At 45.2% G+C, this 26,522-nt stretch carries 24 protein-coding genes and 1 pseudogene; 12 read left to right on the top strand and 13 right to left on the bottom strand.

All coding sequences use genetic code 11. From position 1 onward, the window contains the following. Positions 1-7: 7 nt before the first annotated feature. From R7R78_RS05145 to R7R78_RS05115, 7 genes are all read left to right on the top strand, one after another. Positions 8-1,315 (top strand): oligosaccharide flippase family protein, encoded by a 1,308-nt coding sequence (locus R7R78_RS05145; protein ID WP_225473213.1) that lies wholly within the window; start codon positions 8-10, stop codon positions 1,313-1,315. Between the two features lie 2 nt (positions 1,316-1,317). After that, positions 1,318-1,713: a VanZ family protein gene (locus R7R78_RS05140; protein ID WP_225473212.1), complete on the top strand. Its 396-nt coding sequence runs from the start codon at positions 1,318-1,320 to the stop codon at positions 1,711-1,713. A gap of 67 nt (positions 1,714-1,780) precedes the next feature. Next, entirely contained in the window at positions 1,781-2,101 is a 321-nt protein-coding gene (gene yqfB, locus R7R78_RS05135; RefSeq protein ID WP_005385855.1) for a N(4)-acetylcytidine aminohydrolase, read from the top strand. A gap of 50 nt (positions 2,102-2,151) precedes the next feature. After that, positions 2,152-2,751, top strand: a complete 600-nt coding sequence (locus tag R7R78_RS05130; protein ID WP_005385858.1) for a TetR/AcrR family transcriptional regulator — start codon at positions 2,152-2,154, stop codon at positions 2,749-2,751. Between the two features lie 151 nt (positions 2,752-2,902). After that, positions 2,903-3,937 (top strand): NADP-dependent oxidoreductase, encoded by a 1,035-nt coding sequence (locus R7R78_RS05125; RefSeq protein WP_170893371.1) that lies wholly within the window; start codon positions 2,903-2,905, stop codon positions 3,935-3,937. A 14-nt stretch (positions 3,938-3,951) separates the two neighbouring features. Next, on the top strand, positions 3,952-4,569 hold the full coding sequence (locus R7R78_RS05120; RefSeq protein ID WP_213971293.1) for a glutathione S-transferase family protein: 618 nt from the start codon (positions 3,952-3,954) through the stop codon (positions 4,567-4,569). A gap of 290 nt (positions 4,570-4,859) precedes the next feature. Further along, entirely contained in the window at positions 4,860-6,299 is a 1,440-nt protein-coding gene (locus R7R78_RS05115; protein WP_213971292.1) for a catalase, read from the top strand. A 195-nt stretch (positions 6,300-6,494) separates the two neighbouring features. Here the strand turns inward: R7R78_RS05115 and R7R78_RS05110 are convergent, their stop codons facing one another. The 4 genes from R7R78_RS05110 to norV all read right to left on the bottom strand — a co-directional run bounded on the left by R7R78_RS05110 (position 6,495) and on the right by norV (position 10,598). After that, positions 6,495-7,373, bottom strand: coding sequence for an NAD(P)-dependent oxidoreductase (locus R7R78_RS05110; RefSeq protein ID WP_005375233.1), 879 nt, complete (start codon positions 7,371-7,373; stop codon positions 6,495-6,497). Positions 7,374-7,557: 184 nt separating this feature from the next. Next, positions 7,558-7,896: a DUF1971 domain-containing protein gene (locus R7R78_RS05105; protein WP_213971291.1), complete on the bottom strand. Its 339-nt coding sequence runs from the start codon at positions 7,894-7,896 to the stop codon at positions 7,558-7,560. Between the two features lie 42 nt (positions 7,897-7,938). Then, positions 7,939-9,087 carry an NADH:flavorubredoxin reductase NorW gene (gene norW, locus R7R78_RS05100; protein ID WP_225473211.1) on the bottom strand — a complete coding sequence of 383 codons (1,149 nt, stop codon included), beginning with the start codon at positions 9,085-9,087 and terminating at the stop codon, positions 7,939-7,941. Between the two features lie 8 nt (positions 9,088-9,095). Further along, positions 9,096-10,598, bottom strand: a complete 1,503-nt coding sequence (gene norV, locus R7R78_RS05095) for an anaerobic nitric oxide reductase flavorubredoxin (protein WP_225473210.1) — start codon at positions 10,596-10,598, stop codon at positions 9,096-9,098. A gap of 190 nt (positions 10,599-10,788) precedes the next feature. On the opposite strand from norV, the gene norR reads away from it, so the two are divergent. From norR to azu, 4 genes are all read left to right on the top strand, one after another. After that, positions 10,789-12,321: a nitric oxide reductase transcriptional regulator NorR gene (gene norR, locus R7R78_RS05090; protein ID WP_225473208.1), complete on the top strand. Its 1,533-nt coding sequence runs from the start codon at positions 10,789-10,791 to the stop codon at positions 12,319-12,321. A gap of 399 nt (positions 12,322-12,720) precedes the next feature. After that, positions 12,721-13,239, top strand: a complete 519-nt coding sequence (locus R7R78_RS05085; protein WP_005375218.1) for a hypothetical protein — start codon at positions 12,721-12,723, stop codon at positions 13,237-13,239. 269 nt (positions 13,240-13,508) lie between these two features. Next, complete coding sequence (locus R7R78_RS05080; RefSeq protein ID WP_149191619.1) at positions 13,509-14,159, top strand: HAD family hydrolase; 651 nt, start codon at positions 13,509-13,511, stop codon at positions 14,157-14,159. 335 nt (positions 14,160-14,494) lie between these two features. Continuing rightward, complete coding sequence (gene azu / locus R7R78_RS05075; RefSeq protein ID WP_005375211.1) at positions 14,495-14,947, top strand: azurin; 453 nt, start codon at positions 14,495-14,497, stop codon at positions 14,945-14,947. Between the two features lie 226 nt (positions 14,948-15,173). On the opposite strand, the gene R7R78_RS05070 is transcribed toward azu, so the two are convergent. The 6 genes and pseudogenes from R7R78_RS05070 to R7R78_RS05045 all read right to left on the bottom strand — a co-directional run bounded on the left by R7R78_RS05070 (position 15,174) and on the right by R7R78_RS05045 (position 21,051). Next, positions 15,174-15,524, bottom strand: a complete 351-nt coding sequence (locus R7R78_RS05070; protein WP_225473207.1) for an ethanolamine utilization protein EutQ — start codon at positions 15,522-15,524, stop codon at positions 15,174-15,176. Continuing rightward, positions 15,521-16,837 carry an NAD(P)/FAD-dependent oxidoreductase gene (locus R7R78_RS05065; RefSeq protein WP_225473205.1) on the bottom strand — a complete coding sequence of 439 codons (1,317 nt, stop codon included), beginning with the start codon at positions 16,835-16,837 and terminating at the stop codon, positions 15,521-15,523. Before R7R78_RS05065 ends, R7R78_RS05070 begins: the two co-directional genes overlap by 4 nt. Positions 16,838-16,849: 12 nt before the next feature. Next, positions 16,850-18,133 carry an NAD(P)/FAD-dependent oxidoreductase gene (locus tag R7R78_RS05060; protein WP_225473312.1) on the bottom strand — a complete coding sequence of 428 codons (1,284 nt, stop codon included), beginning with the start codon at positions 18,131-18,133 and terminating at the stop codon, positions 16,850-16,852. Beyond that, positions 18,122-18,283 (bottom strand): annotated as a pseudogene (locus R7R78_RS05055) (rubredoxin); the annotation flags it as partial. The pseudogene R7R78_RS05055 and the gene R7R78_RS05060, both read right to left, overlap by 12 nt. 157 nt (positions 18,284-18,440) lie before the next feature. Beyond that, on the bottom strand, positions 18,441-19,862 hold the full coding sequence (locus R7R78_RS05050) for an aldehyde dehydrogenase family protein (protein WP_225473203.1): 1,422 nt from the start codon (positions 19,860-19,862) through the stop codon (positions 18,441-18,443). A gap of 1 nt (position 19,863) precedes the next feature. Next, positions 19,864-21,051, bottom strand: coding sequence for an aromatic ring-hydroxylating oxygenase subunit alpha (locus R7R78_RS05045; RefSeq protein ID WP_225466230.1), 1,188 nt, complete (start codon positions 21,049-21,051; stop codon positions 19,864-19,866). Positions 21,052-21,370: 319 nt separating this feature from the next. Here R7R78_RS05045 and R7R78_RS05040 point away from each other — a divergent pair, with 319 nt between their 5' ends. Then, complete coding sequence (locus R7R78_RS05040; RefSeq protein ID WP_225466229.1) at positions 21,371-23,107, top strand: BCCT family transporter; 1,737 nt, start codon at positions 21,371-21,373, stop codon at positions 23,105-23,107. A 94-nt stretch (positions 23,108-23,201) separates the two neighbouring features. On the opposite strand, the gene R7R78_RS05035 is transcribed toward R7R78_RS05040, so the two are convergent. The 3 genes from R7R78_RS05035 to R7R78_RS05025 all read right to left on the bottom strand — a co-directional run bounded on the left by R7R78_RS05035 (position 23,202) and on the right by R7R78_RS05025 (position 26,395). Further along, positions 23,202-24,128, bottom strand: coding sequence for a LysR substrate-binding domain-containing protein (locus R7R78_RS05035; protein WP_005392445.1), 927 nt, complete (start codon positions 24,126-24,128; stop codon positions 23,202-23,204). A gap of 247 nt (positions 24,129-24,375) precedes the next feature. Continuing rightward, positions 24,376-25,740 carry a TrkH family potassium uptake protein gene (locus R7R78_RS05030; protein WP_225466228.1) on the bottom strand — a complete coding sequence of 455 codons (1,365 nt, stop codon included), beginning with the start codon at positions 25,738-25,740 and terminating at the stop codon, positions 24,376-24,378. A 1-nt stretch (position 25,741) separates the two neighbouring features. Continuing rightward, positions 25,742-26,395, bottom strand: a complete 654-nt coding sequence (locus R7R78_RS05025) for a potassium channel family protein (protein ID WP_005375180.1) — start codon at positions 26,393-26,395, stop codon at positions 25,742-25,744. Positions 26,396-26,522: the final 127 nt, after the last annotated feature.

Raw genomic sequence — 26,522 nt, 5'->3', positions numbered from 1 at the left:
TGCCCCTATGTTTCACACTGTTCAACAAAAATTACTGTTGATGCCCAGCGGTAAAAAAAGCTTGTTATCTACTGGATTAAAAACCGCAATCACGCGTGTGTTGAGTGCGCTATTTGCTTTTTTACTGACTCTGATTGTATCGAAAACCAGTGACGCTTCGACGGCCGGTCAATTTTTCTTTTTATTCAACCTAGTCTCGCTACTCGCCATCGTTTCTCAGCTAGGTTTTGATGTCTCGTTAGTTCGTTACAATGCGATCGCTTTTAATAACAAAGAGAAGCTTGAACAAAGCCAAAACTATAAAACCGCACTTTATCGAAGTATGGCATTTTGCTTGCTCGCCATAGGCGTTTTGTTGGCAGGGTTTAATCTGTTTCCAGAGCAGCTAAACCAGACTCAATCACCAATGTATGCGATTATTTTATGCTTGTTTTGCATACCTTTCTTGGTGCTTGCGCAAACCAACAGTCGGGTGCTTCAAGCATGTAGAAAAGTCGTATCATCTCTGTTTGCGTTGCAGCTTGGGGTAAGCATGTTGATGGTCATTTTTGTCTTTGCCCTAGACTATATCGGTCAGCAAAATATCAACAATCTAATGACCGCACTGCTTTTAGCGAGCATAGGTGTCGCGGTCATATCTAGTGCCAATTGGCTTGGCTCAGATCAATATCAAACATCGGCTTTCGTACCAAACAAAAAAATGGTCTCTTCTGCCAAGCAAGTCTGGGTTGGCAGTATCTTCACGAATGTTCTTCAATGGGGAAGCCTTGTTATTGCGGGCTTTTTTATCTCAACAGCGGAAATCGGTTTGTTAGCCGCAGCCCAACGCACATCACTACTGATTGGCTTTGTGCTGATTACCATTAACTTTGTGGTCGCCCCGATGTTTGCCTCTCTCTACAAAGAGCGTCAAATGCTCAAACTGCAGAATCTGAGCCGCTTGGCGTGCCGAGCCAATGTTGGTTTAGCGATTGTACCCGTAATTATTTGCACCCTCTTCCCCGAGTTTGTAATGCAGTTTTTTGGTGAGGAGTTTCTCGCCGCGGCGCCACTATTAGTCGTCCTTTCTCTGGGGCAGTTAGTCAATGTTGCGACTGGTTCAGTAGGGTTTTTATTATTAATGAGCGGTCATGAGAGAACCATGAAATACATTACAATTTCCTCCGGTACGGTGTCCATCTGCCTACTTGTTACGCTTTGCCAAATGTTTGGGGTGATTGGTGCAGCGTGGGCAATGGCAATTGGCATGGCTATCCAGAATTTAGCTGCACTGTACTTTGTAAAACGTTACTTAGGCTTCTTTCCAATAGGTTAATTATGGCTTTAATACTGGCACGCACGAGTTTTTTTTTAGTCCTGATGCTAACCGCTTCACTCTCTTTGTGGAAAAGCTCTGACCTACACCATACTGCTTACCTGCAAATGGAAACCTACTTAGGCGGATCGAGTACGCTTCACTTTACTTTCAGTTTATTGATCGGCTTTTTATCGGTTTTCACGTTCCCTTCTCTGGTGAGCTCGAATAAAACCGACATTTTTGGGATTCGTCTTTTGCTACTGCTGTTGGCTATCGTTTCAATGGAAGAAATAAGCCAACTTTTTATTCCAAATCGATCATTTAGTTTTGATGATCTCAGCACCAACTGGATAGGTGTTATCTCAGGTTACTTTAGTGCCAAGTTAATTCGCTTCATCCGCGCTCGATCGTTCTAGTAATACAGGAATCTCTGAGGGATTTGGGTATATAATTACGCCAAACAACCAGACTAACGAGTACATCATGCCATCTCATCCAACCAAGATTACTTTTTTTGAATTCTTAACTCCGTTGATCACGTCAGGCAAAAAGACGATAACGATTCGAGATGAATCAGAAAGCCATTACGTTCCCAATACAGAAGTCGAAGTTTTTACCTTAGAAACGGATCGTAAAGTCTGCGATATCAAGATACGTTCTGTAGAACCACTTCACTTTGAAGATATTAATGAGTTTCATGCAGAACAAGAAGCCATCGAACTACCAAAACTCAAGCAGTTAATTCGAGAAATCTACCCAAATACCGACACGCTCTTTGTTATTGAGTATGAGCTGATTAAATAACACACAACAAATACTAGACGACTGGTCTAATTCATTCTATAGTAAACTTCATGAACGCAAAGACGAATGACACACGCCAACATATTCTCGACGTCGGATACGAGTTGATCGTAAACCGAGGGTTCACGAGTGTTGGTCTTTCAGAGCTATTAAAAAAGGCCGCAGTGCCAAAAGGCTCGTTTTATCATTACTTCAAATCCAAAGAACAATTTGGTGAAGCGATGATTCAAGACTACTTTACTAAGTATTTTGAGCGTTTAAACGCACGCTTTACCAATACTGAACTGAGTGGCTACCAACGCCTAATGAGCTATTTCGAAGAAATGGTTAAAGTAGAAGACGACGTGTGTAATGCGAACAAATGTTTATTGGTTAAGTTAAGTGCAGAAGTCTCCGATCTCTCTGAGTCAATGCGCTTGGCATTACGCCAAGGAGCAGACAAAACCATTCAAGCGATAGCGGATTGCATTGACATCGGCATTCAAGATGGCTCAATCCCCAATGGTGACAGTGCGTTATTAGCAAGGCAGATATACTACCTTTGGAATGGCGCTAGCTTGCTGAACAAACTTTATCAAGATCAGGCAGCATTGACGCAAAGTCTGACCTATACTCAACACTTACTGCAGAATACGCGCACTTGCCCATAACGGGCGGCGTGGAAGCAGAATGAACACCCTACACACGTTTCACTGTCAGAAAAAGCGTCAGTGTTAACACAGTAAACCTTCCCGCTTTACATAAGCGGGATATTTTGAAACAAATACTAGACGACCGGTCTAATCAACAAGTGAGATAGATATGACTAACGCAACAAATCGCAGAATAGTACTCGCGTCACGTCCCCATGGTGCACCGACACAAGAAAACTTTCGTTTAGAAGAGGTAACGAAACCGACTCCGAAAGAGGGTGAAATGCTATTGAGAACGGTTTATTTATCTCTAGATCCATACATGCGTGGTCGCATGAGTGATGCCGAATCATACGCTGACCCTGTTGCAATTGATGACGTAATGGTCGGTGGTACAGTTTGTCAGGTAGAAGCATCAAACCACCCAGATTACGAAGCAGGTGAATGGGTTCTTGCCTACACTGTTGGCTGGCAAGACTACGCTATCTCAACTGGTGAGATGGTCATTAAACTTGGTAAAGAACCGAAAAATCCTTCTTACGCGCTAGGCGTTGCAGGTATGCCAGGATTTACCGCGTACATGGGTTTACTCGACATTGGTCAGCCAAAACCAGGGGAAACCATCGTGGTAGCAGCTGCTACGGGGCCTGTAGGCGCAACAGTTGGTCAAATTGGTAAAATCAAAGGTTGCCGAGTTGTTGGTATAGCAGGCGGAGAAGAAAAGTGCCGTTACGCTAAAGAGGTGCTTGGTTTCGATGAGTGTATTGATCACAAAGCTGAAGACTTTGCAGAACAACTGAAAAATGCCTGTGACAAAGGTATCGATGTTTACTTCGAAAACGTAGGTGGCAAAGTATTCGAGGCTGTAATGCCACTTCTGAATACAAATGCGCGTATCCCACTTTGTGGTTTGATTTCTCAGTACAACGCGACAGAGCTGCCTGAAGGTACCGACCACCTTCCATTACTAATGGGTAAGCTCCTGACCAAACGAATCAAGGTGCAAGGCTTCATCATTTTTGATGATTACGGACATCGTTACGGTGAATTTGCGCAAGATATTAATCAATGGTTGGCAGAAGGAAAGATCCAATACCGCGAACATCTAGTACAAGGACTGGATAATGCGCCAGAAGCATTCATCGGTCTGTTGGAAGGTAAGAATTTCGGCAAGCTTGTAGTACAGATTAACGACCCATTATAAAAAGGGATATGTAAATGATTAAACTTCACCACCTCGATCAGTCTCGTTCAAAGCGCATCATTTGGTTACTTGAAGAGCTAGATGTAAATTACGAGATTGTACCCTATGTCCGTGATTCCGTGACCTTCATGGCACCGCCAGAACTAAAAAGTGTTCACCCATTAGGAAAGTCACCTGTTCTTGAAGATAACGGCGAGATTATCATTGAGTCAGGTGCAATGACCGAATATTTGATTGAGAAATACAGTGACGGAGCCTTTGCTCCTGAGCGTGGTACAAAAGCACACACAGAATATTTGCAATGGATGCACTTTGCAGAAAGCTCTGCAATTTTACCTATGCTGCTAAAAATCTTCGTAAGCAAAGAGCCAAATGAAACTCAGTTTTTATCAGGCTATGCCGACAAGGAAGCAATGAATGTACTAGGCTACTTCGAGCAATCCTTAGAAGGCAAAACTTACCTAGTAGAAGAGCGTCTGACTGGCGCTGACATCATGATGTCTTTCATTGTCGAATTGGTTCAAAAGTTTGGTTTAGTTAATCACTTCCCTAATATTGAACGTTATGGGAAACAGCTCGCGACACACCCAGCATTTGCAAAAGCTGAACAACTTGAAGTGAAGTACTCTTAATTACTTCCCCCCTTTCGCCCCTTTGATGACACGTAAAACTTCATTTAAGGGGCGATATTACTAGCATCGCAGACACGCTAACTGGATAGCGCTCCCCCCAGTCAATCGCTTTCGAGAACGCCGATTGTTATGTCAATCAAGCTAATGTAGTAAATTTCTGATTCTAATATAGTTTCGACCATAGTCACCATCTATTGAATTGATAAGCAATATCAGTTTTCTCCCCCAGCTTTTCCGTAATAACCTCCTCTACAGTTTCTAAGGTATTGAACCCTGGAGGGGGAAGAAAAATGACAAACAAGAAATTGACTACAGCAGCAGGCTGCCCTGTCGCACATAACCAAAACGTTATGACTGCAGGTCCTCGTGGCCCTCAACTATTACAAGACGTTTGGTTCCTTGAAAAATTGGCACACTTTGACCGCGAAGTGATCCCTGAGCGTCGTATGCACGCAAAAGGTTCTGGTGCTTACGGTACGTTCACAGTAACGCACGACATCACAAAATACACTCGCGCTAAGATCTTCTCTGACATCGGCAAAAAAACAGAACTATTCGCTCGCTTCACTACTGTAGCTGGTGAGCGCGGTGCAGCAGACGCAGAACGCGACATCCGTGGTTTCGCACTAAAATTCTACACTGAAGAAGGTAACTGGGACTTGGTTGGTAACAACACACCAGTATTCTTCCTACGTGACCCACTAAAATTCCCAGACCTAAACCACGCAGTAAAACGCGACCCTCGCACTAACATGCGTAGCTCTACCAACAACTGGGATTTCTGGACATCACTACCAGAAGCATTCCACCAAGTGACTATCGTAATGAGTGACCGTGGTATCCCAGCGTCTTACCGTCATATGCATGGTTTTGGTAGCCACACATTCAGCTTCATCAACGCAGAAAACGAGCGTTACTGGGTGAAATTCCACTTCAAAACTCAGCAAGGCATCAAGAACCTGACTGACCAAGAAGCAGAAGCGATCGTAGGTAAAGACCGCGAAAGCCATCACCGTGACCTTTACGAAGCGATTGAGCGCCAAGACTTCCCTAAATGGAAGATGTACGTACAGATCATGCCTGAGCTAGAAGCGGATGAAGTCAACTTCAACCCATTCGACCTAACACGTGTATGGTCTCAAAAAGATTACCCACTGATCCCAGTTGGTGAGTTCAAACTGAACCGTAACCCAGAAAACTTCTACGCAGAAGTTGAGCAATCAGCGTTCAACCCAGCTGCAGTAGTACCTGGTATCGGCTTCTCTCCAGATAAAATGCTACAAGGTCGTCTGTTCGCTTACGGCGATGCTCAGCGTTACCGTCTAGGTGTGAACCACCATCAAATCCCAGTGAACGCACCTCGTTGCCCTGTTCACAGCTACCACCGCGATGGCGCAATGCGCGTTGATGGCAACTTTGGTTCAACACTGGGTTACGAGCCAAACTACAAACAAGAATGGGCAGAGCAACCAGATTACTCTGAGCCACCTCTACGCATCAATGGCAACGCTGATCACTACGATCATCGTGTAGACGAAGACTACTTCAGCCAAGCGGGTGACCTATTCCGTCTGATGAGCGAAGAGCAACGTCAAACTCTGCTCGATAACACAGCTCGCGCAATGGACGGTGTACCAGAGTTCATCCAACAGCGCCACGTTCAACACGCATACCAAGCGGACGAAGCGTACGGCAAAGGTCTTGAAATTGCACTAGGCTTAAACCAGTAAGCGAACGCTGCAATCATTACACTGTGTGATTTAAAGACGAAAAAAAGGAGGTGCTCTACAGCACCTCCTGATTTCAAATCACTAATCCTTAATCAAAAGTCATAAACCATGCTCAAGGAGGTTCATTATGATTAACTTAGATTTCTTTAAGCTCTTTGATACCAAAGAACTGTTTATCTATTACTGATTCATCAACTACTGATTTTTAGCTACCGCTTTGATCAGTACTGATGTATCCATGCGACCTAAACCATCACGTTGAAGGTCTGCGTATTGCTCATCCACTTTCTTAGTCAGTGGAAGTTCTAGACCCACTCGCTCAGCTTCTTGCAGACAGAAACCTAAGTCTTTGCGCATCCAATCAATAGCGAAGCCAAAATCGAACTTGTCTTCAGCCATCGTATTTGCGCGGTTTTCCATCTGCCAAGAACCTGCAGCGCCATGCTTAAGCGTCTCTACAACTTGAGCGATGTCCAAGCCTGATTTTTGTGCCAGCAACAAAGCTTCACTCAGCCCTTGTAAAACGCCACCAATACAGATTTGGTTTACCATCTTACAGCGTTGACCCTGACCGTTTTCACCCAGTAGCGTCATCTGCTTCGCGTACACATCCATCGCCGGAGACACACGGTCAAAAATGCTTTGTTCACCACCACACATGATGGTTAGAACACCATTTTCTGCGCCTGCTTGACCACCAGAAACTGGCGCATCAATGAAGTGATTACCATACTTAGCACACGCTTCAGCCAGCTCAACCGCTAGGTCTGCAGAAGTGGTCGTGTGGTCCACTAGCACTGCATCCGCTTTCAAGCCGACCAGAATGCCCTCTTCACCGTAAACAACGCTACGAACGTCATCATCATTACCCACACAGGTAAAAACGATGTCACAGCCTTCTGCCGCTTCACGCGGTGTTTCACAAGCTACGCCTTGGTATTCTTCAGCCCATTTGTCGGCTTTCGCTTTTGTGCGGTTGTATACTTTGGTTTCAAAGCCCGCTTTACTTAGGTAACCAGCCATTGGGTATCCCATCACACCCAGACCAATAAATGCTACTCGTTGTTTTTCCATTGCACGCTTCCCTTAGTTCACCTGACTGAAATGTTTCGTAACATGCTACTAAAGAATTGAAATCATTACTCGTGATTTCTCTTTCCACGGTCTCGATGATCCAGTATTTCAGTCCGTTTATTGCGCCTTCTACACCCCTTTACTTGACGATTAGCGTAACAGTCAAAGCACTTACAAAGGTTTACTACTGCTTAGCATGGAACATCACTTGCCCACTCTTGTCCTTGTTCGACCAGAAATTGATGTTGAACTGAGCATCATCGCTCATCTCAATACGGTGCCAGTACTGCGGTGGGCTGGTAGCAAACTGGCCTGCATTAATCACCACCACTACTTCTGCTTCTGTGGCATTTTCATCAGCAAAGCCGTAGTAAGTCACTTGCCCTTCCATGACGCACAACTGCCCAAACACACCCTCAGCAGTATTGTGATGAGTCAGTAGCGCTGGTGGCACATTGTCTTTAGTGAAGAAAGGCGTTGAACGTTGAACAGTCCAGTCTTTAGGAATTCGTAGATGCGACATAATAATACCCTCTCTAATTACAATTCTTTTCGTTTAAATCGGTTAAGCCTGAGCGGCTTGAGACAACTCTCGAAGCAATGGAAATGCTTGCGTAACTTGTTCTCCCGTCACGACGAAGCCCATGAGTCGGCTATTTTCATCTTCTGCTTTCGCGGCAATGCCAGTTTGAGAAATCTGCACGCTCCAATTCGTCACCGAACTAAAATCGCCTGCCAATTGAATTGGATAACTCGGTGTTTTGACCTTTACCATCATAGGCGGTAGTTTCAACTCAGCTTCTTGCCCTAGTAGCTGTTTGCCCAAAGCATTGGCACTTAGCACGATCGGTTGGAGATAAGGCATCATTCGACCTTGGATTTCAGCACAATCGCCTAAAGCGAACACATTGGCTGCTGATGTCTGTAATCGGGCATCCACCTCGATGCCTTTATTGACACTCAACCCACAAGCCTTCGCTAACCAAGTGTTTGCACGTAAACCCGCCGCTGAAATCACTACATCGGCTTCGATTTCCTTACCTTTGCTCAAGCTTGCCACCAGCGAATCATCCGAGTGATTGATCGCGACAACTCCAGTCTCTAAGGCAAGTTGAATACCTTGCTGCTTAAGTTGATTCTCCAGCGGCAATGCAACAAATTCAGGAATCAAGTTAGCGAGCAAACGGGGATTTGGCTCAACCACCGTAACGGCTTTACCACTGGTTGCGAGATCCATGGCGATCTCGACGCCGATCAAACCACCACCCATTACTAGAATTCGTTCCGCGCGGCTAATTTGCTCTTCCGCAAATTGATATTCTTGTAGCGAGTTCAGCGTTATCACCTCAGGTGCTGCACCACCAGATATTGGCGGCACAAAGGCTTTCGCGCCTGTCGCAAACACCAGTTTGGAATAAGGATAGGTTTGGCCGTTGGCGACCACTTGCTGAGCTTGCACGTCGACATGCTCAACCTTGGTATGGGCGAACAGTTCGATGTTGTGTTCCTGTGCAAACGCCTCACCACTTTTAACTACCAAGTCTCGGGCAGTTTGCTTGTTACTGAATACATGACTCAAATCGGGCTTGTTGTATTCCGCGCCATCATCAGCAGTAAACACTTGCAGCGGAATATGTGCGTCCATTCGACGCACTGTTTTCACCAATTGGTAAGCCGCAAAGCCGCTACCAATAATCACAATAGGTGCTTGCATATTCCCTCCTAACCGTTGTATTCAACGAAAACGTCTTTACCCAAGTGACATTCTGGGCACAAGAAGTAATCTGGCACTTCAGACCATGCAGTACCCGGTTCAACGCCTTGATTAGGCTCGCCTTTAGCTGGGTCGTATACCCAATTACAAACCGTACAAACCATGCATTGACAATCTGCGGGATGCGCCTCAGTACTTGGGTTGCTAGGAGCAGCATCTACTACCGCTTGTGTTGTCACTGGCGCAACGGGTTGTGATTGAACTTGTGGTACAGATGCAGTAATCGCAGGAGAAATAACAGGACTTGTCAGGTCATGCTTTGCCCACAATTTTGCGATGTTCTGACCATGTTCGCGACATTCACGCATCGCTTTACCATCTGGTCGCCATTTGGTTTTCAAGCTCACTGCGGTTTCAAAACCTGCGTCAGTCAATCGAGCATGGATACGATCCACCGCGCCACCATTCCAACCGTAGCTACCGAATGCAGCGGCCTTCTTCGCTTTAAAGCGCAAACCAGTAATTTCTTCTAGCATGCCTGCGATCTTCGGCATCATGACGTTATTCATGGTAGACGAGCCAACCAAGATGCCTTTTGAGCGGAATACGTTGGCGAGAATTTCATTCTTATCATGCTTAGAGACATTAAAGACTTTGACCGCCACGCGAGGATCGACATCGTGAATGCCTTGCGCGATTGCATCGGCCATCATTCGGGTGTTGTTTGACATAGAATCGTAGAAAATCGTAATGCGATCTTCTTGATAATTGTCTGCCCATGCTAAGTATTGCTCGATGATTTGAACTGGATTATCGCGCCATACAATACCGTGTGACGTTGCGATCATATCGACAGGCAAATTAAAGCTCAGCACTTCTTTGATTTTAGCGGTTACCAAGCTGCTGAATGGCGTTAGGATGTTTGAGTAGTAACGCAAACACTGTTCCATCAACTCATTTTGATCCACTTCATCATTGAACAGACGTTCATCGCAATAGTGCTGACCAAATGCGTCATTGCTGAATAACACTGCATCGCCCGTTAGGTAAGTCATCATGCTGTCTGGCCAATGCAGCATCGGTGCTTCCACGAAGACTAATTGCTTACCGTTACCAATATCGATACTGTCGCCCGTTTTTACGGTTTTGAAGTTCCACTCAGGATGGTGGTGATGACCCACAATCGAATCAATCGCCGCTTCTGTACAGTAAATTGGTGTGTTCGGAATTTTCTCCATCAATGCCGACAATGCACCTGAGTGATCTTCTTCTGCATGGTTTACCACGATAAAGTCGATAGACTTAAGGTCGATTTCCATCTCTAAATTTTGGATGAATTGTTGACTGAATCGATGATCGACCGTATCAATCAATACGGTTTTCTCTTCACGAATTAGATAACTGTTGTAGCTGGTACCTTTTGTCATTTTGTATTCTGTACCGTGGAAGTCTTGAACTTCCCAATCGCGTTGACCTACCCAGTGGATGTTGTTTTTTACGTGAATTGTCATAATTACTACCTTGAATGACGGGATAAACAAAAATAATTTCTTCTTGTATTGCACTGGGCGTGCCAACTTCTAATTGCTATATATTTCAATAGCTTAATTGAAACCCAACTTTAATGACTGTCATTGAGACACAGTTGAAAATTGTCATTTAGACACTACAATAGTCATATTGACACAATCGGTATTGGCTATGACTTCTTTAATCGCGCAATGGCTACACATCACGCAAGACCTTAACTCGGCGCTCACTCAACAAGCTCGCTTTGACACGTTATTAACCACGATTCGAGAGGTATTGAAGTGTGACTCTTCTGCCCTTCTTTTGTATGAAGACCAGCACTTTAAACCTTTAGCGATCAATGGATTGGCGAAAGAGGTCCTTGGACGCCGTTTCTCCATTGAGCAGCACCCAAGATTAGAAGCCATTGCCCGAGCAGGCGATATCGTGCGCTTTCCCTCCGACAGCGACTTACCTGATCCATACGATGGCTTGATTCCAAACCACGATGACAAACTGCATGTCCATTCTTGCATTGGTTTGCCTTTGCTGATCGACGATCAACTGATTGGTGCTATTACGATTGACGCCTTCGACCCCAACCAATTTGATGGGCTACGCAACCAAGAGTTACGTTTTGTCAGCGCGTTGGCAGCAGGTGGCCTACACACTGCACTCCTACTAGAACAACTAGAGACACAAGCGAGCCTGCCACGTGATTCTTACGCCGAGAAGCGCACCTTAAGTAACGAAATCATTGGCAACTCTCAGGGTATGAAGAATCTTCAAGAGCAGATTGATGCAGTCGCCGATACGGAATTGTCTGTGCTGGTGATGGGAGAAACGGGCGTAGGTAAAGAGTTGGTTGCTAGCGCTATTCACCATCGTTCTAGCCGCTCTAGCAATACTTTGGTTTACCTCAACTGTGCGGCGCTGCCGGAGTCAGTCGCGGAAAGCGAGTTGTTCGGCCATATCAAAGGCGCATTCACAGGCGCAATCAGTAATCGTAAGGGTAAGTTCGAACAAGCCGACGGCGGCACACTGTTTTTGGATGAAGTCGGCGAACTGTCGTTAGAGCTGCAAGCCAAGTTACTTCGAGCTCTACAATACGGCGACATTCAACGTGTGGGTGATGACCGTCATATTCGAGTCAACACACGCATTGTCGCCGCCACTAACCGCATATTGCATGAAGAAGTGACTGCTGGTCGCTTCCGAGCCGACTTGTATCATCGTTTAAGTGTCTTCCCGCTTCATGTTCCACCTCTTCGTGAACGTGAAGACGATGTGGTATTACTCGCAGGCTTTTTCGCCGAACGCTTAAGAAGCAAATTGGGATTAAACAGCATTCGTTTGTCTCCTGCTTTGGTGCTGGCACTTAAAGACTATTCATGGCCAGGCAACGTGCGAGAGCTTGAACATGTCATTAAACGTGCCGGTGTTTTGGCAAAAGCGCGTAGTCACGCCTTGGACATTGAGTTGGTTGAGCAAGATTTTGATATCCGAACGCCGAATCAGAACATCAAGAACATTGAAGAAGCGGAACAAAACTCTCGGCTTGAGCTACCAGAAGGCGGATTGAAGCCTGCCACAGATGCCTTCCAAAAAGCGATGATTGTTAGAGCTCTGGAAGAGAACCAAGGTAACTGGGCAGCAACTGCACGTCAGCTTGAATTAGATAACGGTAATTTACACCGCTTAGCAAAACGCCTAGGGATAAAATAGACACTAACGAATATCACCTAATATGGCATATTCATCGCCAAATAATGTGCCTGATGCCCAACCGCGCACTCAGCCCACCATAAGTAGTGGGCTGAGTGCTCAGATAGAATAGCTACCTAAGTTTGACGGTATTTTCTTCTAAATTTTATTGTCTTGAACCACCTCACAGATTTAATAACCCTTAACAATAAACACAATAATAGTTAAGGTATTTTTATGAGCTAGATCTAATAAAATTAAATATATAGTATTTATTTTAAGAATCTAAACTTTCAAAGTTCATCATAATAAATACAACCTCTATATATACACTTTACCTTCAAAAAACATCAAAATATAATCCCTTCGATAAAAAACACTTAAATGAATTTAACTGTATAAAAGTGAGGAGAATAAAATATGGGATATGGGGCGACAGTATATTCATTAGATACTGAAAAGGTTTTTAACGTACTAAAGAATGAGCGTAATCCAGAGCTAGAAAAAGCCATAATGGAAAGGTGTCAAGACTCCTTTAAGGTGATTAATGAAATGCTGGAAAGTAGTGGCGAAAGCATCCGAGCTGAAGAGCTTCTTATGCAAATGTTGTCTGAAGAGATAAAATACAGTCACTTGGGTTACGCCTATGCTTACTTGCTTGAAGCTATATGTAAGATAACTGGTTATTACTTATCCAATAACTCTTGGTATCCTTGCGATGTAAACGATTTCTGCGATATTCCATTCACTAATACCGATTATCCTATAAAATTCCCATTCCCTGACGATTTCCCTGTTGTTTTTATGATAAAAAATCAAGATATTCACCAAGATAACGTTGACTTCGGAGGCTTATCAGAGCAACAAATATCTGAAGTCAAGAGCTGGTACACTCATGCAGTCGTAAACAATCGTGATTTGGTATTATTTTATTATTAATTTTAACTATTAATAAATCATCCAATAGTTAAAATAACAATAGAATATTAATAAAACTCTAGCTTATATTAAGATAGAGTTTTATCTATTTAACTGAAATTTTTCTAATTTTAAAAACATTATATTTAACACCTAATTTATAGACTCTATGTATAGTGTGTTCAGAGGCAATGTGAACTCATAGGATCAAAATCAAGTTCTAATTTTTAGAAGAAAAACCGGTCTGCTTGTGTCAAAATGCGCCATCCCAACCAAAAAGTCTTAATGTAATGAACTACCAAGCTGCTATTTTTGATATGGATGGTTTGCTCCTTGATACCGAGCGCGTCTGTATGCATATTTTCCAAGAAGCATGTGAAGCCCAGAACCTACCCTTCTATAAAGATGTTTACCTTTCAATCATTGGTCGCAATGCAGCGGGCATTGAAGTGATTTTTCGTAAAGCTTATGGGGATGATCTTGACCGCTTACACCAAGAGTGGCGCGACCGTTACGACGCTGTGGTTAAGCACCAAGCGATACCGGTAAAAGAAGGGGTGATTGAGCTGCTTGAGTGGTTGAAAGGCCAAGGGTTGCCAATTGCAGTCGCCACTTCTACAGCAAAAGAAGTGGCACAGAAGAAGTTGGAGTTAGCGGGCCTAAGCAAGTATTTCGACAACTTAACGACGGGCTGTGAAGTGTCACACGGCAAACCTGATCCAGAGATCTACCTGCTTGCAGCAAGTCGTCTAAGCGTAGATCCAACCAAATGTCTCGCCTTTGAAGATTCAAATAATGGCGTGCGTGCTGCGGTAGCAGCGAACATGATCACTTATCAAATTCCTGATTTGGTTGAGCCTTGCAACGAAATAAAACAATTAGGCCATACCGTCGCACCTTCACTGCATGATGTGCTGCACACGTTAAAACAAACTCGCTAGGTTTACTTGTCATCTGTTCTCTAGAAGCTCAGCAGTCTAGCTGAGCTTCTTTCTCGAAACCTCTCCAATACCTTAAAACCAAACGATTTTGCCACCCGTTTAGCGAGATTAATTTCACCTTAACTCTGGCTAATCACGACTTTTGATTTAACTCACGCAATCGCATGAAATAAGGCATTTGAGTGATCAAATAGCGGAACTGACCAGTACAAGCTTGCAACAAAACGTCAATATACCGATTGAAGCACGTTTTTGGAGTGAAAATTGGCTGATAATGAGAACTATTGGATAAGATCAATCCAAGTCAGCCTAAAATACAAAATGGAGAGTGTTATATGTCTTTACGTTTATTAGCAACAACCTTCGCATTAGTAGGAATGAGCTTTGGTGCCCAAGCCAGTGCCGAGTGTGAAGTGTCATTAGATGCTAACGATATGATGCAGTTTTCTACTAAAACATTGAGCGTACCAGCCACTTGTAAAGAGGTAAAACTGACGCTGAATCACACAGGTAAGATGCCAGCGCAATCGATGGGTCACAACGTGGTCATCTCTGACACAGCCAACCTACAAGCAGTCGGTACTGATGGCATGGCAGCTGGAGCAGAAAATAACTACGTAAAACCAAATGATGATCGCGTCTACGCTCACACAAAAGTAATTGGTGGCGGTGAAAGCACCAGCATTACGTTCAGTACTGAGAAAATGAAAGCCGGCGGTGACTATTCATTCTTCTGTTCGTTCCCGGGTCACTGGGCAATCATGCAGGGTAAATTTGAGCTAAAATAAAAGATTTAGCCAAGCCAAAAGAAGACTCATTATAGGGAAGCCAAGGCTTCCCTTTTTGATAGATAAAATAGCAATTGAGAAAGGTCTAACACGTCTGGAAACGTGACCAAGAAACATAGCAAGTAAGAAACCCTTGCTCCATTGAGATTAAGTTCTTTTACGAAAACTCATGGGTAAAAATCGGATTTTTGTTTTGCCTTTCCGAAACACTACTAAATGATAAAAGTCATTCAATACCATGTAACTCTTTCCAGTTTCCTGGATGAACCACATAGCCGAACAGAGCATGCCCACCATAAGCCAATTCAGTCCCTTCCGGTATCCACAGCATCTGACCTGGGTGCACAAAATGTGTTTCACCATTTGCGGTCAGCTCGAAACAGCCTTCAATCACGAAAATAACTTCATCATAAAGCACTGTCCAAGCCACTTTAGCGCCTTCCCATTTAGCAAAGCCTACGCCAATGTTTGGTGAAATTTCCGGGCTTAACGCTCGGGCTACGTACGCCATTCCCGGCGTATCACCACGAACATTAAAATCTAGGTTTTTACTATCAACGAGTTTGACTTGCTTCATAATTCACTCCGGCTTTGCCATTTTGCTAATTGGATACGTGTTTTTACTCCCAAACCTAAAAAAGGCTCTGGCGGATTCAAACAAGGCATTCCTGTCACTTGCTGTATGTCATCCAATGATTTAGATGTCGCACCAACGACATAGTCAGCTAACAGTGTTCCAGAAATGGTTCCCCACGCAGCACCAACACCATTGTCACAAGCGCTGGCATAAACACCTTCATCTAATTGACCGAAAAAGTTAGTAAAGTTACGAGAGATGGCATACACCCCACCCCATGTGTGAGTAAATGGTACGTCGGCCAGCTCGGGATAACGCGCCAGAAAGACCTGACGATGATCGTCGCGAATTTGTTCTCTGACTTTATCGTTCATGCTTGAGCCATATTTCGGCACGTGTTTGTAAGTATTGCGGATCAAAATACGTCGATCGGCGGTCATACGTAACGTCGTTCCCGCATGATCAGCTGGAGTTAGGCCCCAATTCAGCTCTCCTCCGTATCGCTGCATTTCTACGTCAGTCAATGGACGCGTCCAGCTTGCAAACGTCATCACTGGAAGTAGTCTGTTTTTAAGATAACCAAACTCCCGAGTAAAAATGCTGGTCCCAAGCAGCAGTTCAGGGGCTTCAACAGAGCCACTATCTCCATGTAATACCCAGCAACCGTTTTCTTTACTGAGCTTGCGGATTGGCGAGTTCTCTAACACCTCGACGTTCTCTGGAAGGCTTTCCCCTAGCCCACGCACCAAAGCAGCAGGTTGCATTAAATAACCACCTGGCGTGTAAATTGCGCGGCTGTAGTAGTTGGTTCCCAAGACTTTCGCCAGCTCACTGCCATTAACATGGAAGTATGGTTCGCCAAGGTCTTTCATTAGGTGCTCAAAGTGATCGAGATACGCTTCACCGCGCGCCCCTACGGCTCCTTGATATTTGCCCTTTGCTGACCACTGACAAGAAATACTGTGCTTCGACACTAAAGTGTTTAGCTGAGCAATCGCAGAACGGTTGAGTGATAATAACTTTTGCTTGTGCTCAGGGTCGGGATGCTCAAGTGAAAACTTATGAGGCAAATCGATAACAAAGCCCGAATTTCTTCCTGAAGCCCCTTGGCCGATACGTTGCGCATCAATCAGTATAATTCGTGCATTAGGCATAAGTTCAGCTAAACGTCTTGCCATAGCTAAGCCTGCGAAACCGGCACCTAACACGGCATAGTCAGCACTTTGTTTACCTTTTAACGCCGATTTTTCTGGAATACTTGGCAACGCATGGTACCAACCACACGTCACGTCATCATTGGGTAAATGAATCATCTTTTTTCTCCGCTACGCTGCTGACAGTTTCAATGACAATTGATCTAGCCAAGGGCCGCGTAATGACTGTACTTTTCTTCCTAGCAACGCAAAACCGAGCATTGCTCCTTCTGGTGAATAAAACGCAGCGGTCAATTCATCTGCTTGGGTCTCGATGTACCATTGTCCCTGTTCTTCAGCGGCTACCGGGAAAATCGTGAGTGGAAGAATCGGCGTTTTTACAATCACTGGAGTTGGTGTTAACGAGATAGGGGCGACATCGCCTAGCAAGCTTTTCGCTACAGAAGGGATCATTTGATTAATCGGTGCAATATAGGGCTGCCAACCTTGCTCAGTTTCAACACAGTCACCTAGCGAGTAAATATTCTCATCACTCGTCTGGCCGAATTGATTCACTTTAATGCCGCGGCCCACTTCGAGCCCTGCTTGCTCAGCCAGAGAAACATTTGGCTTGAGTCCAACCGCGCTCAGCACTAGATCTGCTTCAATCTGCTTGCCACTGTTTAGATGTAAAACCACACTAGATTCCGACCTTGGCTCGATTCTGACGATACTGTCTTGCAGAGCCCATTGCACGCCTCGATCGGCAAGTGCGCTTTGTAATGATTCACCCAACTGTTGCGGGATCAAACGCTCCATTGGCCATTGACCCAACCCGATAACTGTTACTTCATAACCGCTTTCGATCAGATCATTTGCGAACTCACAGCCAATTAAGCCATCACCTAGGATCGCGATGCGCTTTTTGTCTTGCAGCTCCGCTCTGAAACGGCGGTAATCAACTAAGTCGTTCACACTCATAACCCAAGAGCGATCGCCCTCAATTGGGATTTCAATCGGTGATGCACCTGTTGCCAGTACCAAGCGGCTGTAGGCGTATTTACCGATGGAGGTATATAACGTTGAATGGGCACGATCGATCTGTTCAACACGGGTATGCGGGTAAACTCGGATATTGAGACGGCTTTCCCACTCCAACGCGCTCTCACTTTGTAGCGCGTCGCCGTCTTTATTCATGACCAGTGCATTAGACAATGCTGGTTTGCTGTACAAAGCGCCATCATCAGCGGTAAAGACGGTGATAGCAACCGTCTCGGATTGTGCTCTAAGTGCCGCCGCCAGCTGGTAACCACTGTGGCCACTACCGATGATAACGATAGGGTCATTTGAGAATACAGGTTGAGTAACTTCAGATGGAAGAGGCTGAGCCGTATTTGGCTGAACAGACGCTTCTACCGACACCGAAGACACCGCTGCAACCTCTTCTAGTGGCGCATCGTCGGTAATTTCGATCATTTCAAAATCGGCCTTACCCACTAAACAGTCAGGACATAACCAGTCATCCGGTACATCTTCCCATGCTGTTCCTGGTGCAATGCCATCGGATGGCCAACCTTGTGCTTCATCATAGATTAAGCCGCAAATAATACAGAGCCACTTTCTCATCACTTATACTCCAACTACCTTGTTCAGAATTTCCGTGTTTACAAACCGCTGTCAGATTTGTTGTGATTCCATCAACCTCGCCCTAGCTTGTGGTCTGAAATCCAAGCCGGTACGAGGTGATGAAAATACAGTTACACGGTAGCTATACGTTGCTGTCTTACTGCAAACGAATGGCAATATTGCGTGTCTGGACGTAGCTATAAATCGCTTCTTGTCCTTTTTCTCGCCCAAACCCGGACAAGCCCACGCCACCAAATGGTGTTTCGATGCCACCAGCAAACCATTCATTGATGAACACTTGTCCACCACGCAGTTGCTGTGCCACACGCAATGTTTGGTTTAGGCTTTCACCAAAGACACCAGCGACCAGGCCAAAATCGGTGCCATTCGCGATTTCAACGGCCTCTTGCTCGGTTTCAAACGGTGTAATTACCAGTACAGGGCCAAACACTTCTTCTTGAGCAATACGCATATCTGGTAAGGCTTCAATCACCGTCGGTGCCACAAAGTAACCCGACAAATCAGGGGCGTACCCACCCGTTAGGATGTTCGCGCCGTCGGCTTTTGCTTGTTCTATCATTTCAAGCACGCGTGCTTGTTGATCAGCCGATACCAACGGTGTGATGTCCGGCTGGCTTTCGCCTTGACCAATAGTTAGGCTTTTTGCCATTTCCACTACCGCCGCTTTTACTTCTTCATAACGCTCTTTTTGAATCAGCAAACGAGACATTGCCGAGCACACTTGACCAGCGTTAAAGAAAATACCGACCTGGACACTTTTCAAAAGTGTTTCGAGACTCGCATCTTTCAGCGCGATAGCAGCCGATTTACCACCCAGCTCCATCACCGATGGAGTAGCGCGTTGCGCTGAATCTTGCAGGATGCGTTGGCCAGTTGGAACAGAACCCGTAAAGACAATTTGATCGACCTCTTGGTGCTGCACTAAATGACTGCCAACGACTGAGCCTTTGCCACATAGCAAGTTAATCGTGCCTTTTGGGAAGCCCGCTTTTTCAATCGCTTTAATCAACAACGTTATAGCTAGTGGGGAAATCTCTGGCGATTTGATCACCACTGCGTTACCAGCAGCTAATGCAGGTGCTAATGAGCGTGCACAAATAGAAACTGGGAAATTCCACGGCACAATCTGCACTGACACACCAAACGGCACATATTGGGTGAAATCGACATAATCTTTACCCAACGGAATTGACGTGCCTTCCAGCTTGTCGGCCATGCCAGCGTAGTATTCGAAGTAACGTGCCGATTCTAAAAACTCATCTTTGGCATCTTGCAAAGATTTCCCATTTTCACGGCAGGCAACTAGCCCACCTTCATCAACCATTTCACGAATAGCCGCGGCGGCTTTTAACATCCACTCGGTTCTGACGGCTGGACGAACGTCCGAAAGAAGACCTTGATTGACCACTCGACGTGCCGCTGCCATTGCGCGATCTGCATCGGTGATAGTGGCTTCTGCAATCGTCGCATACGCTTCGGCTGTGCCAGGGTTAATGACGGTCAGCGCTTGCTCTGAATCGCACCACTCACCATCAATATAATTAAGGTAATGCATCATATTACTGCTCCAGTGCCGCTTTCACTTGCTTTGCCAACCAGGTTTGAAAGAAATGCGTCGGAACATCCATTTCTGGTGAGAACACACCACCACCAAAGCCAGGTGAGTAACGACCTTCCTGCATGCCCTCGACCGCTCCAATATCTTCGCCGAATACGACTCGCCATGACTCAACGGTAGCAGTACGGCACGCAGCGAACTCATCTTTCGTTGCTTCATCACCCACATAGAAAACACGTAGGTGCTCAACACTCTTATTCGCAGTGATTGGTTCAATCATCATCGCAAAGGCATGATCGGCTTGAATACCAAGCAACACGTTTGGAAAGAGTGCAACGTATTCTGCATGACGCAGTTTATCTTCTGGCCAGCTTGGAAATTTAGGTAAGTGTGTTCCTGCAGTATCAGAGAGGTTGTATGCGAGACTACCTTGGCCAGCAAAACGCTCTGCAAACATGATGTTGTAGTGATCCTCTAGGCGAGAGTAACTGTTCAAACTCGGATGCACCCAAGGTAAGTGGTAAGCTTCACAGTAGTTTTCTACGGCAAGCTTCCAGTTACTTTTCACTTCTATCTCTAGGTTGCCACCCATGTTCACGCGGCGAAGAAGCCCTAATCCTTCTTCACCTAAGAATTGCTGCCAACGTTGCTCTAGCGGCGCGATATGCTCTTCAAAGCTGTCTGCATCGCCCGATAAGTTGACGAATACCATGTCCATCCAAACGGCTGAACGAAGTGGCTTAAGGCCATGTTTTTCACACTTAAATCGATCATCTTTGTGTTTTGCGATACCACCGATGTGTGGTGTGCCTTTTAGATTACCGTCAAGATCGTACGTCCATGAATGGTAAGGACAGCGAATCATGCCTTGAACTTCGCCTGCCTCATGAACCAGCTTCATACCACGATGACTACATACGTTGTGGAAAACTTGGACTTCACCTTGACGATTTCTCATCATGAGTAGTGGAAGATTCATGAAATCAAGTGGCATTACATAACCATTTTTAAGCAGGTCTGATGCAAAACCAATACATACCCAAGTGTTACCAAACACCTGATCACGCTCAAAAGTAAAATACTCTTCGCTGGTGTAGGCCTGATTCGGCATTCCTGTTGCTTCACTGATTGGGTTCAGTACATTATCAACAAGTTCAACAGGAATAATGGTTTGGTTGACATTGCTCATATTCTTATCTCCGAGAGTCGAGTTGCATCCAGTGCGTACAACATCGTGTTGTGTTAATGGAGATGATTTTGATTAACAACCCGGCAACAAACAAACGACTTTTTCGCCGGGCTTGGATGAGTTTTTGTCATTCATGCATTGATCTCGAACAAAAAAATAACCTTTTAATTAACAATGATCTTCTTGTCATGATTAATACTCATTAAACGATGAGTATTAATCAGTTGAAACACAAAAGCCCTCTCTCTACTCTCTTTCAAAAATTAACAATAACGCAACAAACAATAACGCTAAAACAAACGCACTGTGAGGGATGCCTATGAGAGCAACATCTGGGATATTGAAAGGACTCAATCCGACTGTGACAATCGCATCAAAGATCGTCGTTATCGGTTTTGTACTTTTCTGCGCCATTCTCGCCAATCAAGCGGGCCAATACTTCGAAACGATTTCCGGCATTTTGCTACAGAATATGAAGTGGTTTTACATCGGACTTGTTTCACTCGTTGTCGGTTTTCTTCTTTACCTTATGGTTAGTCGATATGGGCATATTCGTTTGAGTAAAGATGACGAAAAACCAGAGTTTAGTTATTTGTCTTGGGTATCCATGCTTTTTTCCGGAGGCATGGGGATAGGCTTGATTTTCTGGTCGGTCGCCGAACCGATGTGGCATTACGCTGACAACCCATTTACTCAAGGCCTGACCAATGACGCCGCAACAACATCAATGAAACTGACATTCTTTCACTGGGGTCTACATCCTTGGTCTGTCTTTATCATTGTGGCACTTGCATTAGCTTACTTTTCCTACCGTAAAGATCTGCCTTTTACCCTACGCTCTATCTTGTACCCTTTGATTGGCGATCGTATTTATGGGCCTATCGGACACACCGTTGATATCCTAACAGTAGCGGTGACTGCTTTCGGTATCTCTCAAACCTTAGGGATGGGAGTTATCCAAATAAACTCTGGTTTGAATCAAGCCTTTGGTCTAGACATTAGTTTGGGGATTCAACTCTTTATTATCGTTTCCCTTTGTACTTGTGCGGTTGCGTCGGTGCTATCTGGTGTAGGAAAAGGTATTCGCCGTTTATCAGAATGGAACATGCTGCTTTCACTCGCACTCGTGCTAGTCGTACTTTACATTGGTCCAACTCGCTATATCTTAAATACGCTACTCGAAAGTACGGGGCTTTATGCACAAAACATTGTCGGTATGAGCTTATGGAGCGATGCACAGAATGACTCTGGCTGGCAAAACTGGTGGACGGCTTATTACTGGCCTTGGTGGATGACTTGGGCACCTTTCGTTGGCATGTTTGTGGCTCGTATCTCTAAAGGACGCACAATACGTGAACTTATCGGTGGCGCATTAATCGTACCTACGCTAATCACGTTTTTATGGATTTCAGTATTTGGTGGTGCAGCGTTGAAGGTAGAGCAAGACGCTCGTGTTGCTCATCAAGAGCAAGTCACTGCGGCACAAGAAGCCAAACAGACACCACCTGCGGATTTTTCTGGCGGCCCGATTCTTGAAGCGACTAAAGCTGATACGACACGCGCTTTGTTTACGCTATTCGACAACCTAGATACAGGTATGTTTGGTAAACTCCTTAGCGTGCTTGCGTGTCTATTGCTCGGTACTTATTTCATTACCTCCGCAGACTCGGGTACCTTGGTTCTATGTACCCTCGATGCCGCTGGGCACAGTGAGCCTCCCACCTCTATACGCGTATTGTGGGGGATCATGATCGCAGCCATTGCGGGAGTACTTCTATACGCAGGAGGGTTAAAAGCAATGCAAACGGCCTCCATTATTGCCGGTTTCCCTATCGCCATTTTTATCGCGGTGATGAGCTTAACGCTGTTTCATAGTATTCGACGCGAACCTAAGCCATGGGCAATGCTTCCAGAGCATGTTCACCCAGAGCAAGAGAAACTTGATGGTCCTGTTGAACCGCTTGTTGAAAGCAAAACTGTGGCTTCCCAGCCTATCGCTTCAACATCCTCACTAAAAGATGATTCCACACTCAATCAGGGACCAGTACTAAGTTAGTGCGTCGTTTCATCAATCAATTAAAACAAAGCGGGAACTGATATTCCCGCTTTTTTAACATTACCAAACTCTGTTATTTTCTCTGCTTATTGATTTAAGCTAAGCCTCGATCACCTACCTCATCTGGCAACTGATGCAAAAGCCATTCTCTAAAACGTTTGACGCTGGCTGGGATTAAACCTCTATTTTTAGGTTCAAGCATAGAAAAATTGGAAGGTGTTGAAAGCACGTGTTCGACTGGCCTAACCAAAGCGCCGCTTTGTAAATAGTCGTCCACTAATGAGCCCCAGGCTAACGCGATGCCCTGACCATTAATTGCCGCTTGTAACAGCATTGGATAGTTATTGATGTTCATGCGATTACGAGGCGAAATATTTGGCAATCCTACACTCGCAAACCACTGCTCCCAATTCACCCAATCTCTTTGAGACTCTTCCAGATAGAGTAACGTTTTATTGAAGATTTCTTCTGGCTCACTAGGCTGGCCGATTTTCTCTAAATAAAGCGGGCTACACACAGGGAATACCTCTTCTGAAAATAGCGTTGTCACGTCCATTTCCGCAGGTGGAGTGCGACAATAAAACAAGGCGATATCGCAATCTAATCGGCGTAAGTCCAACACATTATCTGAGGCCAATATTCTTATATCGATGTCATCATGTTCATTTTGAAATTGAGCAACCTTAGGCAACAACCACAAGGCTGCCATTGCATTTGTCGTCGCAACCGTGATCTTTTGTTCGCCCTGCCACTTCTTCACTTCACCCGTGATTTGAGCAATATCGAGCAAAGATTGGCTGACAGCTTGATAATATTGAAGACCTGTAGGCGTTAAATTAATGCTTCGATTGGCTCGCGTGAACATAGCCTTGCCTAAGTATTCTTCTAATTGTCTAATTTGGCGACTGATAGCACCTTGGGTCACGTTTAGCTCGTCAGCGGCTAACGTAAAACTCAAGTGCCGCGCCGACGCTTCAAACGCAACGAGGCTATTTAAAGGTGGGAGGGGTTTGATTTTCATGTATCTTCCAGTAAGGCAGTATTGTAATTATTTTTATTCCCGGCAATCTTATGTTGCACGTGGATAATGCCATTCTGGACAACACCTCAAAAACGACAATTTATAAATGATAAAAAATAGAGATGAATCATAAATTGTTGTGAGAGAGACTGCCGTATACAGTTTCGTGGCTACAACGAGCACAAAAAGAGGAGCAGTTACTCCTCTTTTGTCTAGCCTTTTGCTCACTTTGTACGAGTTAGCCCATTTACCCTATTGCCAGTTTAGTACTCGCGTAACGCGCTTTTTTCTTTCTTGGACTGGCTAAGAAGTACGCTAATGTAAGAGGCCCTAATCGTCCCATAAACATCATGAAGATGATCACTAACTCACCTGGTTCGGACAAACTGCCCGTTAAGCCTCGCGATAACCCAACCGTACCCAGTGCCGAGACCGCTTCGAACATAATGTCTAACATAGACGCTTTCTCTGTCAGTAACAGCGTGAATATGGCAAACCAAGTCACCCCCACCGAGATCAGAGTCAGCGCCAATGCCTTGCTGATGGTCTCTTTGGGAATCTCGCGTTGAAAGGCATAGGTTGCTTCATCGCGACGCAAATAGCTGTAAGTTGCCAAGACCAATACCATAAATGTCACAACTTTAATGCCACTTGCCGTACTCAATGATCCACCGCCGATAAACATCAACACCAGAATGATCGCCGTTGTGGCATCTTCCAACTGATCGATAGCTAAAGTGTTGAACCCTGCCGTTCTTGGCGTCACCGCTTGAAACCACGATGCCCACCATTTCCCTGCTTCGCTCAACGGGGCAAGCGTGTTGGGGTTGTCATATTCAATCAGATAAATCGCGATAAGTGCCACCACGTTAATGATCATCGTGCCTAAGATCATCATTCGACTGTAAACGGTGAGTCGATGCCAACGGCGATTGCGTTTTAAGTCAATCCAAACCGAGAAGCCTAAACCACCAATAATGAACAAACTGGTAATGGTGAAGTTAACGACCGGGTCGTCCACGTAAGGCATTAAGCTATCGGCACTCAACGCAAAACCTGCATTGTTAAACGCACTGATGGTGTAGAAGAAACCATGGAACAAACTGGTTTCCCAGCCCAGCACTTCACTCCAATAAACGCTCAAAATAGTGAAACCAATAAGTTCAACGAGCAGAGCGAACATCAATACAGATTTAGCAGTGGCAATGAGTGTCGATGAATCAGTCTGGTTGAACGCCTCTCTCGCGACTGCTCGCTCCAAAAAGCCAATTTTTCCGCCCAGAGCCAGCAAGGTCACGATGGCAAACGTCATTAAACCTAGGCCACCACATTGAATCAGGAAAGCAATAACCACTTGCCCAAAAGGCGTAAACGCCGTGCCCGTGTCCACCACAACTAATCCCGTCACCGTAATGGCCGATGTCGCAGTAAACAGGCTTTGAATCCAAGTGATGGGCTCTGTGGTGGCAATCGGCAGTTTGAGTAAGACCGTGCCGAGCATGATCAAGCACGCAAAGCTGAGGCTAAGTATTAATGGCGGTGCGCCCAACAATTTTTTGCCCGCTTTGGGTTTTCGCTCGATTGGGATAATAGAGGGATGCCACAAAACCATGTTACACCAACCTTGGAGCGACGTATTTCAGCTCAGCGCGACTACCACAAAGCAACAGCGTGTCGAACTCATTAAGCACAAACTCATCATTGATATTGGTGTAGACGGCTTCTTCGCGCTTCACCAAGATTGGCTGAATGTTATAACTGCCTCGGCTGATCAACTTAGAAAGCGGCGTATCGTGCAGATTGGATTTAACGTGGATTTCCACCACATACAAACCATGCCCCATTTCCAAATAGTTGTTCACCATCGGATAGTTGAGTGCCTGCGCGACTCTTACGCCCATCTCCTCTTCCGGATGAATAATGCGTTGTACACCAAGCTTAGACACGATGGTGTGGTGTGCTTTGGTGCTCGCTTTGACCCAAATGGATTTCACACCCAGATTTTTCAGCGCCAGCGTACACAACAAACTGGCTTGCATGTCTTCGCCAATCGCCACCAACACCACATCACTGTTCGCTAGCGCTAACTCTCTGAGTGCACCTTCGTCTGTTGCGTCACATATGACCGCTTGCGTTAACTCTTCGACGTATTTTTCGACGATTTTCGGGTCGCTATCCACCCCCGTTACGGTGTGTCCAAGATGAATAAGTTCTAAGCTGGCGGCAACGCCAAATCGCCCTAAACCAATTACTGTAAAGTGAGCCATATCAATACCTAACTGTGTTTTATGTATAGAAAATGCTAATGCGTTAAGGGCTAGACTGATTTTCCGTCGCGGAAAATAGGCAACACGAATCCTGTTCGAGTGCTGATAACCAGCACTAAACCTTGGC

This window comes from Vibrio sp. 2134-1 (assembly GCF_033339495.1).
The sequence above is the reverse complement of the archived record's forward strand: the minus strand, read 5'-3'. Positions and strand labels throughout refer to the sequence as shown.

Excerpts from the sequence above, each read along its gene's own strand:
- R7R78_RS05145 (WP_225473213.1), top strand. The coding sequence starts at position 8 with ATGTTTCACACTGTTCAACAAAAATTACTGTTGATGCCCAGCGGTAAA.
- R7R78_RS05140 (WP_225473212.1), top strand. The coding sequence starts at position 1,318 with ATGGCTTTAATACTGGCACGCACGAGTTTTTTTTTAGTCCTGATGCTA.
- yqfB (WP_005385855.1), top strand. The coding sequence starts at position 1,781 with ATGCCATCTCATCCAACCAAGATTACTTTTTTTGAATTCTTAACTCCG.
- R7R78_RS05130 (WP_005385858.1), top strand. The coding sequence starts at position 2,152 with ATGAACGCAAAGACGAATGACACACGCCAACATATTCTCGACGTCGGA.
- R7R78_RS05125 (WP_170893371.1), top strand. The coding sequence starts at position 2,903 with ATGACTAACGCAACAAATCGCAGAATAGTACTCGCGTCACGTCCCCAT.
- R7R78_RS05120 (WP_213971293.1), top strand. The coding sequence starts at position 3,952 with ATGATTAAACTTCACCACCTCGATCAGTCTCGTTCAAAGCGCATCATT.
- R7R78_RS05115 (WP_213971292.1), top strand. The coding sequence starts at position 4,860 with ATGACAAACAAGAAATTGACTACAGCAGCAGGCTGCCCTGTCGCACAT.
- R7R78_RS05110 (WP_005375233.1), bottom strand. The coding sequence starts at position 7,373 with ATGGAAAAACAACGAGTAGCATTTATTGGTCTGGGTGTGATGGGATAC.
- R7R78_RS05105 (WP_213971291.1), bottom strand. The coding sequence starts at position 7,896 with ATGTCGCATCTACGAATTCCTAAAGACTGGACTGTTCAACGTTCAACG.
- norW (WP_225473211.1), bottom strand. The coding sequence starts at position 9,087 with ATGCAAGCACCTATTGTGATTATTGGTAGCGGCTTTGCGGCTTACCAA.
- norV (WP_225473210.1), bottom strand. The coding sequence starts at position 10,598 with ATGACAATTCACGTAAAAAACAACATCCACTGGGTAGGTCAACGCGAT.
- norR (WP_225473208.1), top strand. The coding sequence starts at position 10,789 with ATGACTTCTTTAATCGCGCAATGGCTACACATCACGCAAGACCTTAAC.
- R7R78_RS05085 (WP_005375218.1), top strand. The coding sequence starts at position 12,721 with ATGGGATATGGGGCGACAGTATATTCATTAGATACTGAAAAGGTTTTT.
- R7R78_RS05080 (WP_149191619.1), top strand. The coding sequence starts at position 13,509 with ATGAACTACCAAGCTGCTATTTTTGATATGGATGGTTTGCTCCTTGAT.
- azu (WP_005375211.1), top strand. The coding sequence starts at position 14,495 with ATGTCTTTACGTTTATTAGCAACAACCTTCGCATTAGTAGGAATGAGC.
- R7R78_RS05070 (WP_225473207.1), bottom strand. The coding sequence starts at position 15,524 with ATGAAGCAAGTCAAACTCGTTGATAGTAAAAACCTAGATTTTAATGTT.
- R7R78_RS05065 (WP_225473205.1), bottom strand. The coding sequence starts at position 16,837 with ATGATTCATTTACCCAATGATGACGTGACGTGTGGTTGGTACCATGCG.
- R7R78_RS05060 (WP_225473312.1), bottom strand. The coding sequence starts at position 18,133 with ATGATCGAAATTACCGACGATGCGCCACTAGAAGAGGTTGCAGCGGTG.
- R7R78_RS05050 (WP_225473203.1), bottom strand. The coding sequence starts at position 19,862 with ATGATGCATTACCTTAATTATATTGATGGTGAGTGGTGCGATTCAGAG.
- R7R78_RS05045 (WP_225466230.1), bottom strand. The coding sequence starts at position 21,051 with ATGAGCAATGTCAACCAAACCATTATTCCTGTTGAACTTGTTGATAAT.
- R7R78_RS05040 (WP_225466229.1), top strand. The coding sequence starts at position 21,371 with ATGAGAGCAACATCTGGGATATTGAAAGGACTCAATCCGACTGTGACA.
- R7R78_RS05035 (WP_005392445.1), bottom strand. The coding sequence starts at position 24,128 with ATGAAAATCAAACCCCTCCCACCTTTAAATAGCCTCGTTGCGTTTGAA.
- R7R78_RS05030 (WP_225466228.1), bottom strand. The coding sequence starts at position 25,740 with ATGGTTTTGTGGCATCCCTCTATTATCCCAATCGAGCGAAAACCCAAA.
- R7R78_RS05025 (WP_005375180.1), bottom strand. The coding sequence starts at position 26,395 with ATGGCTCACTTTACAGTAATTGGTTTAGGGCGATTTGGCGTTGCCGCC.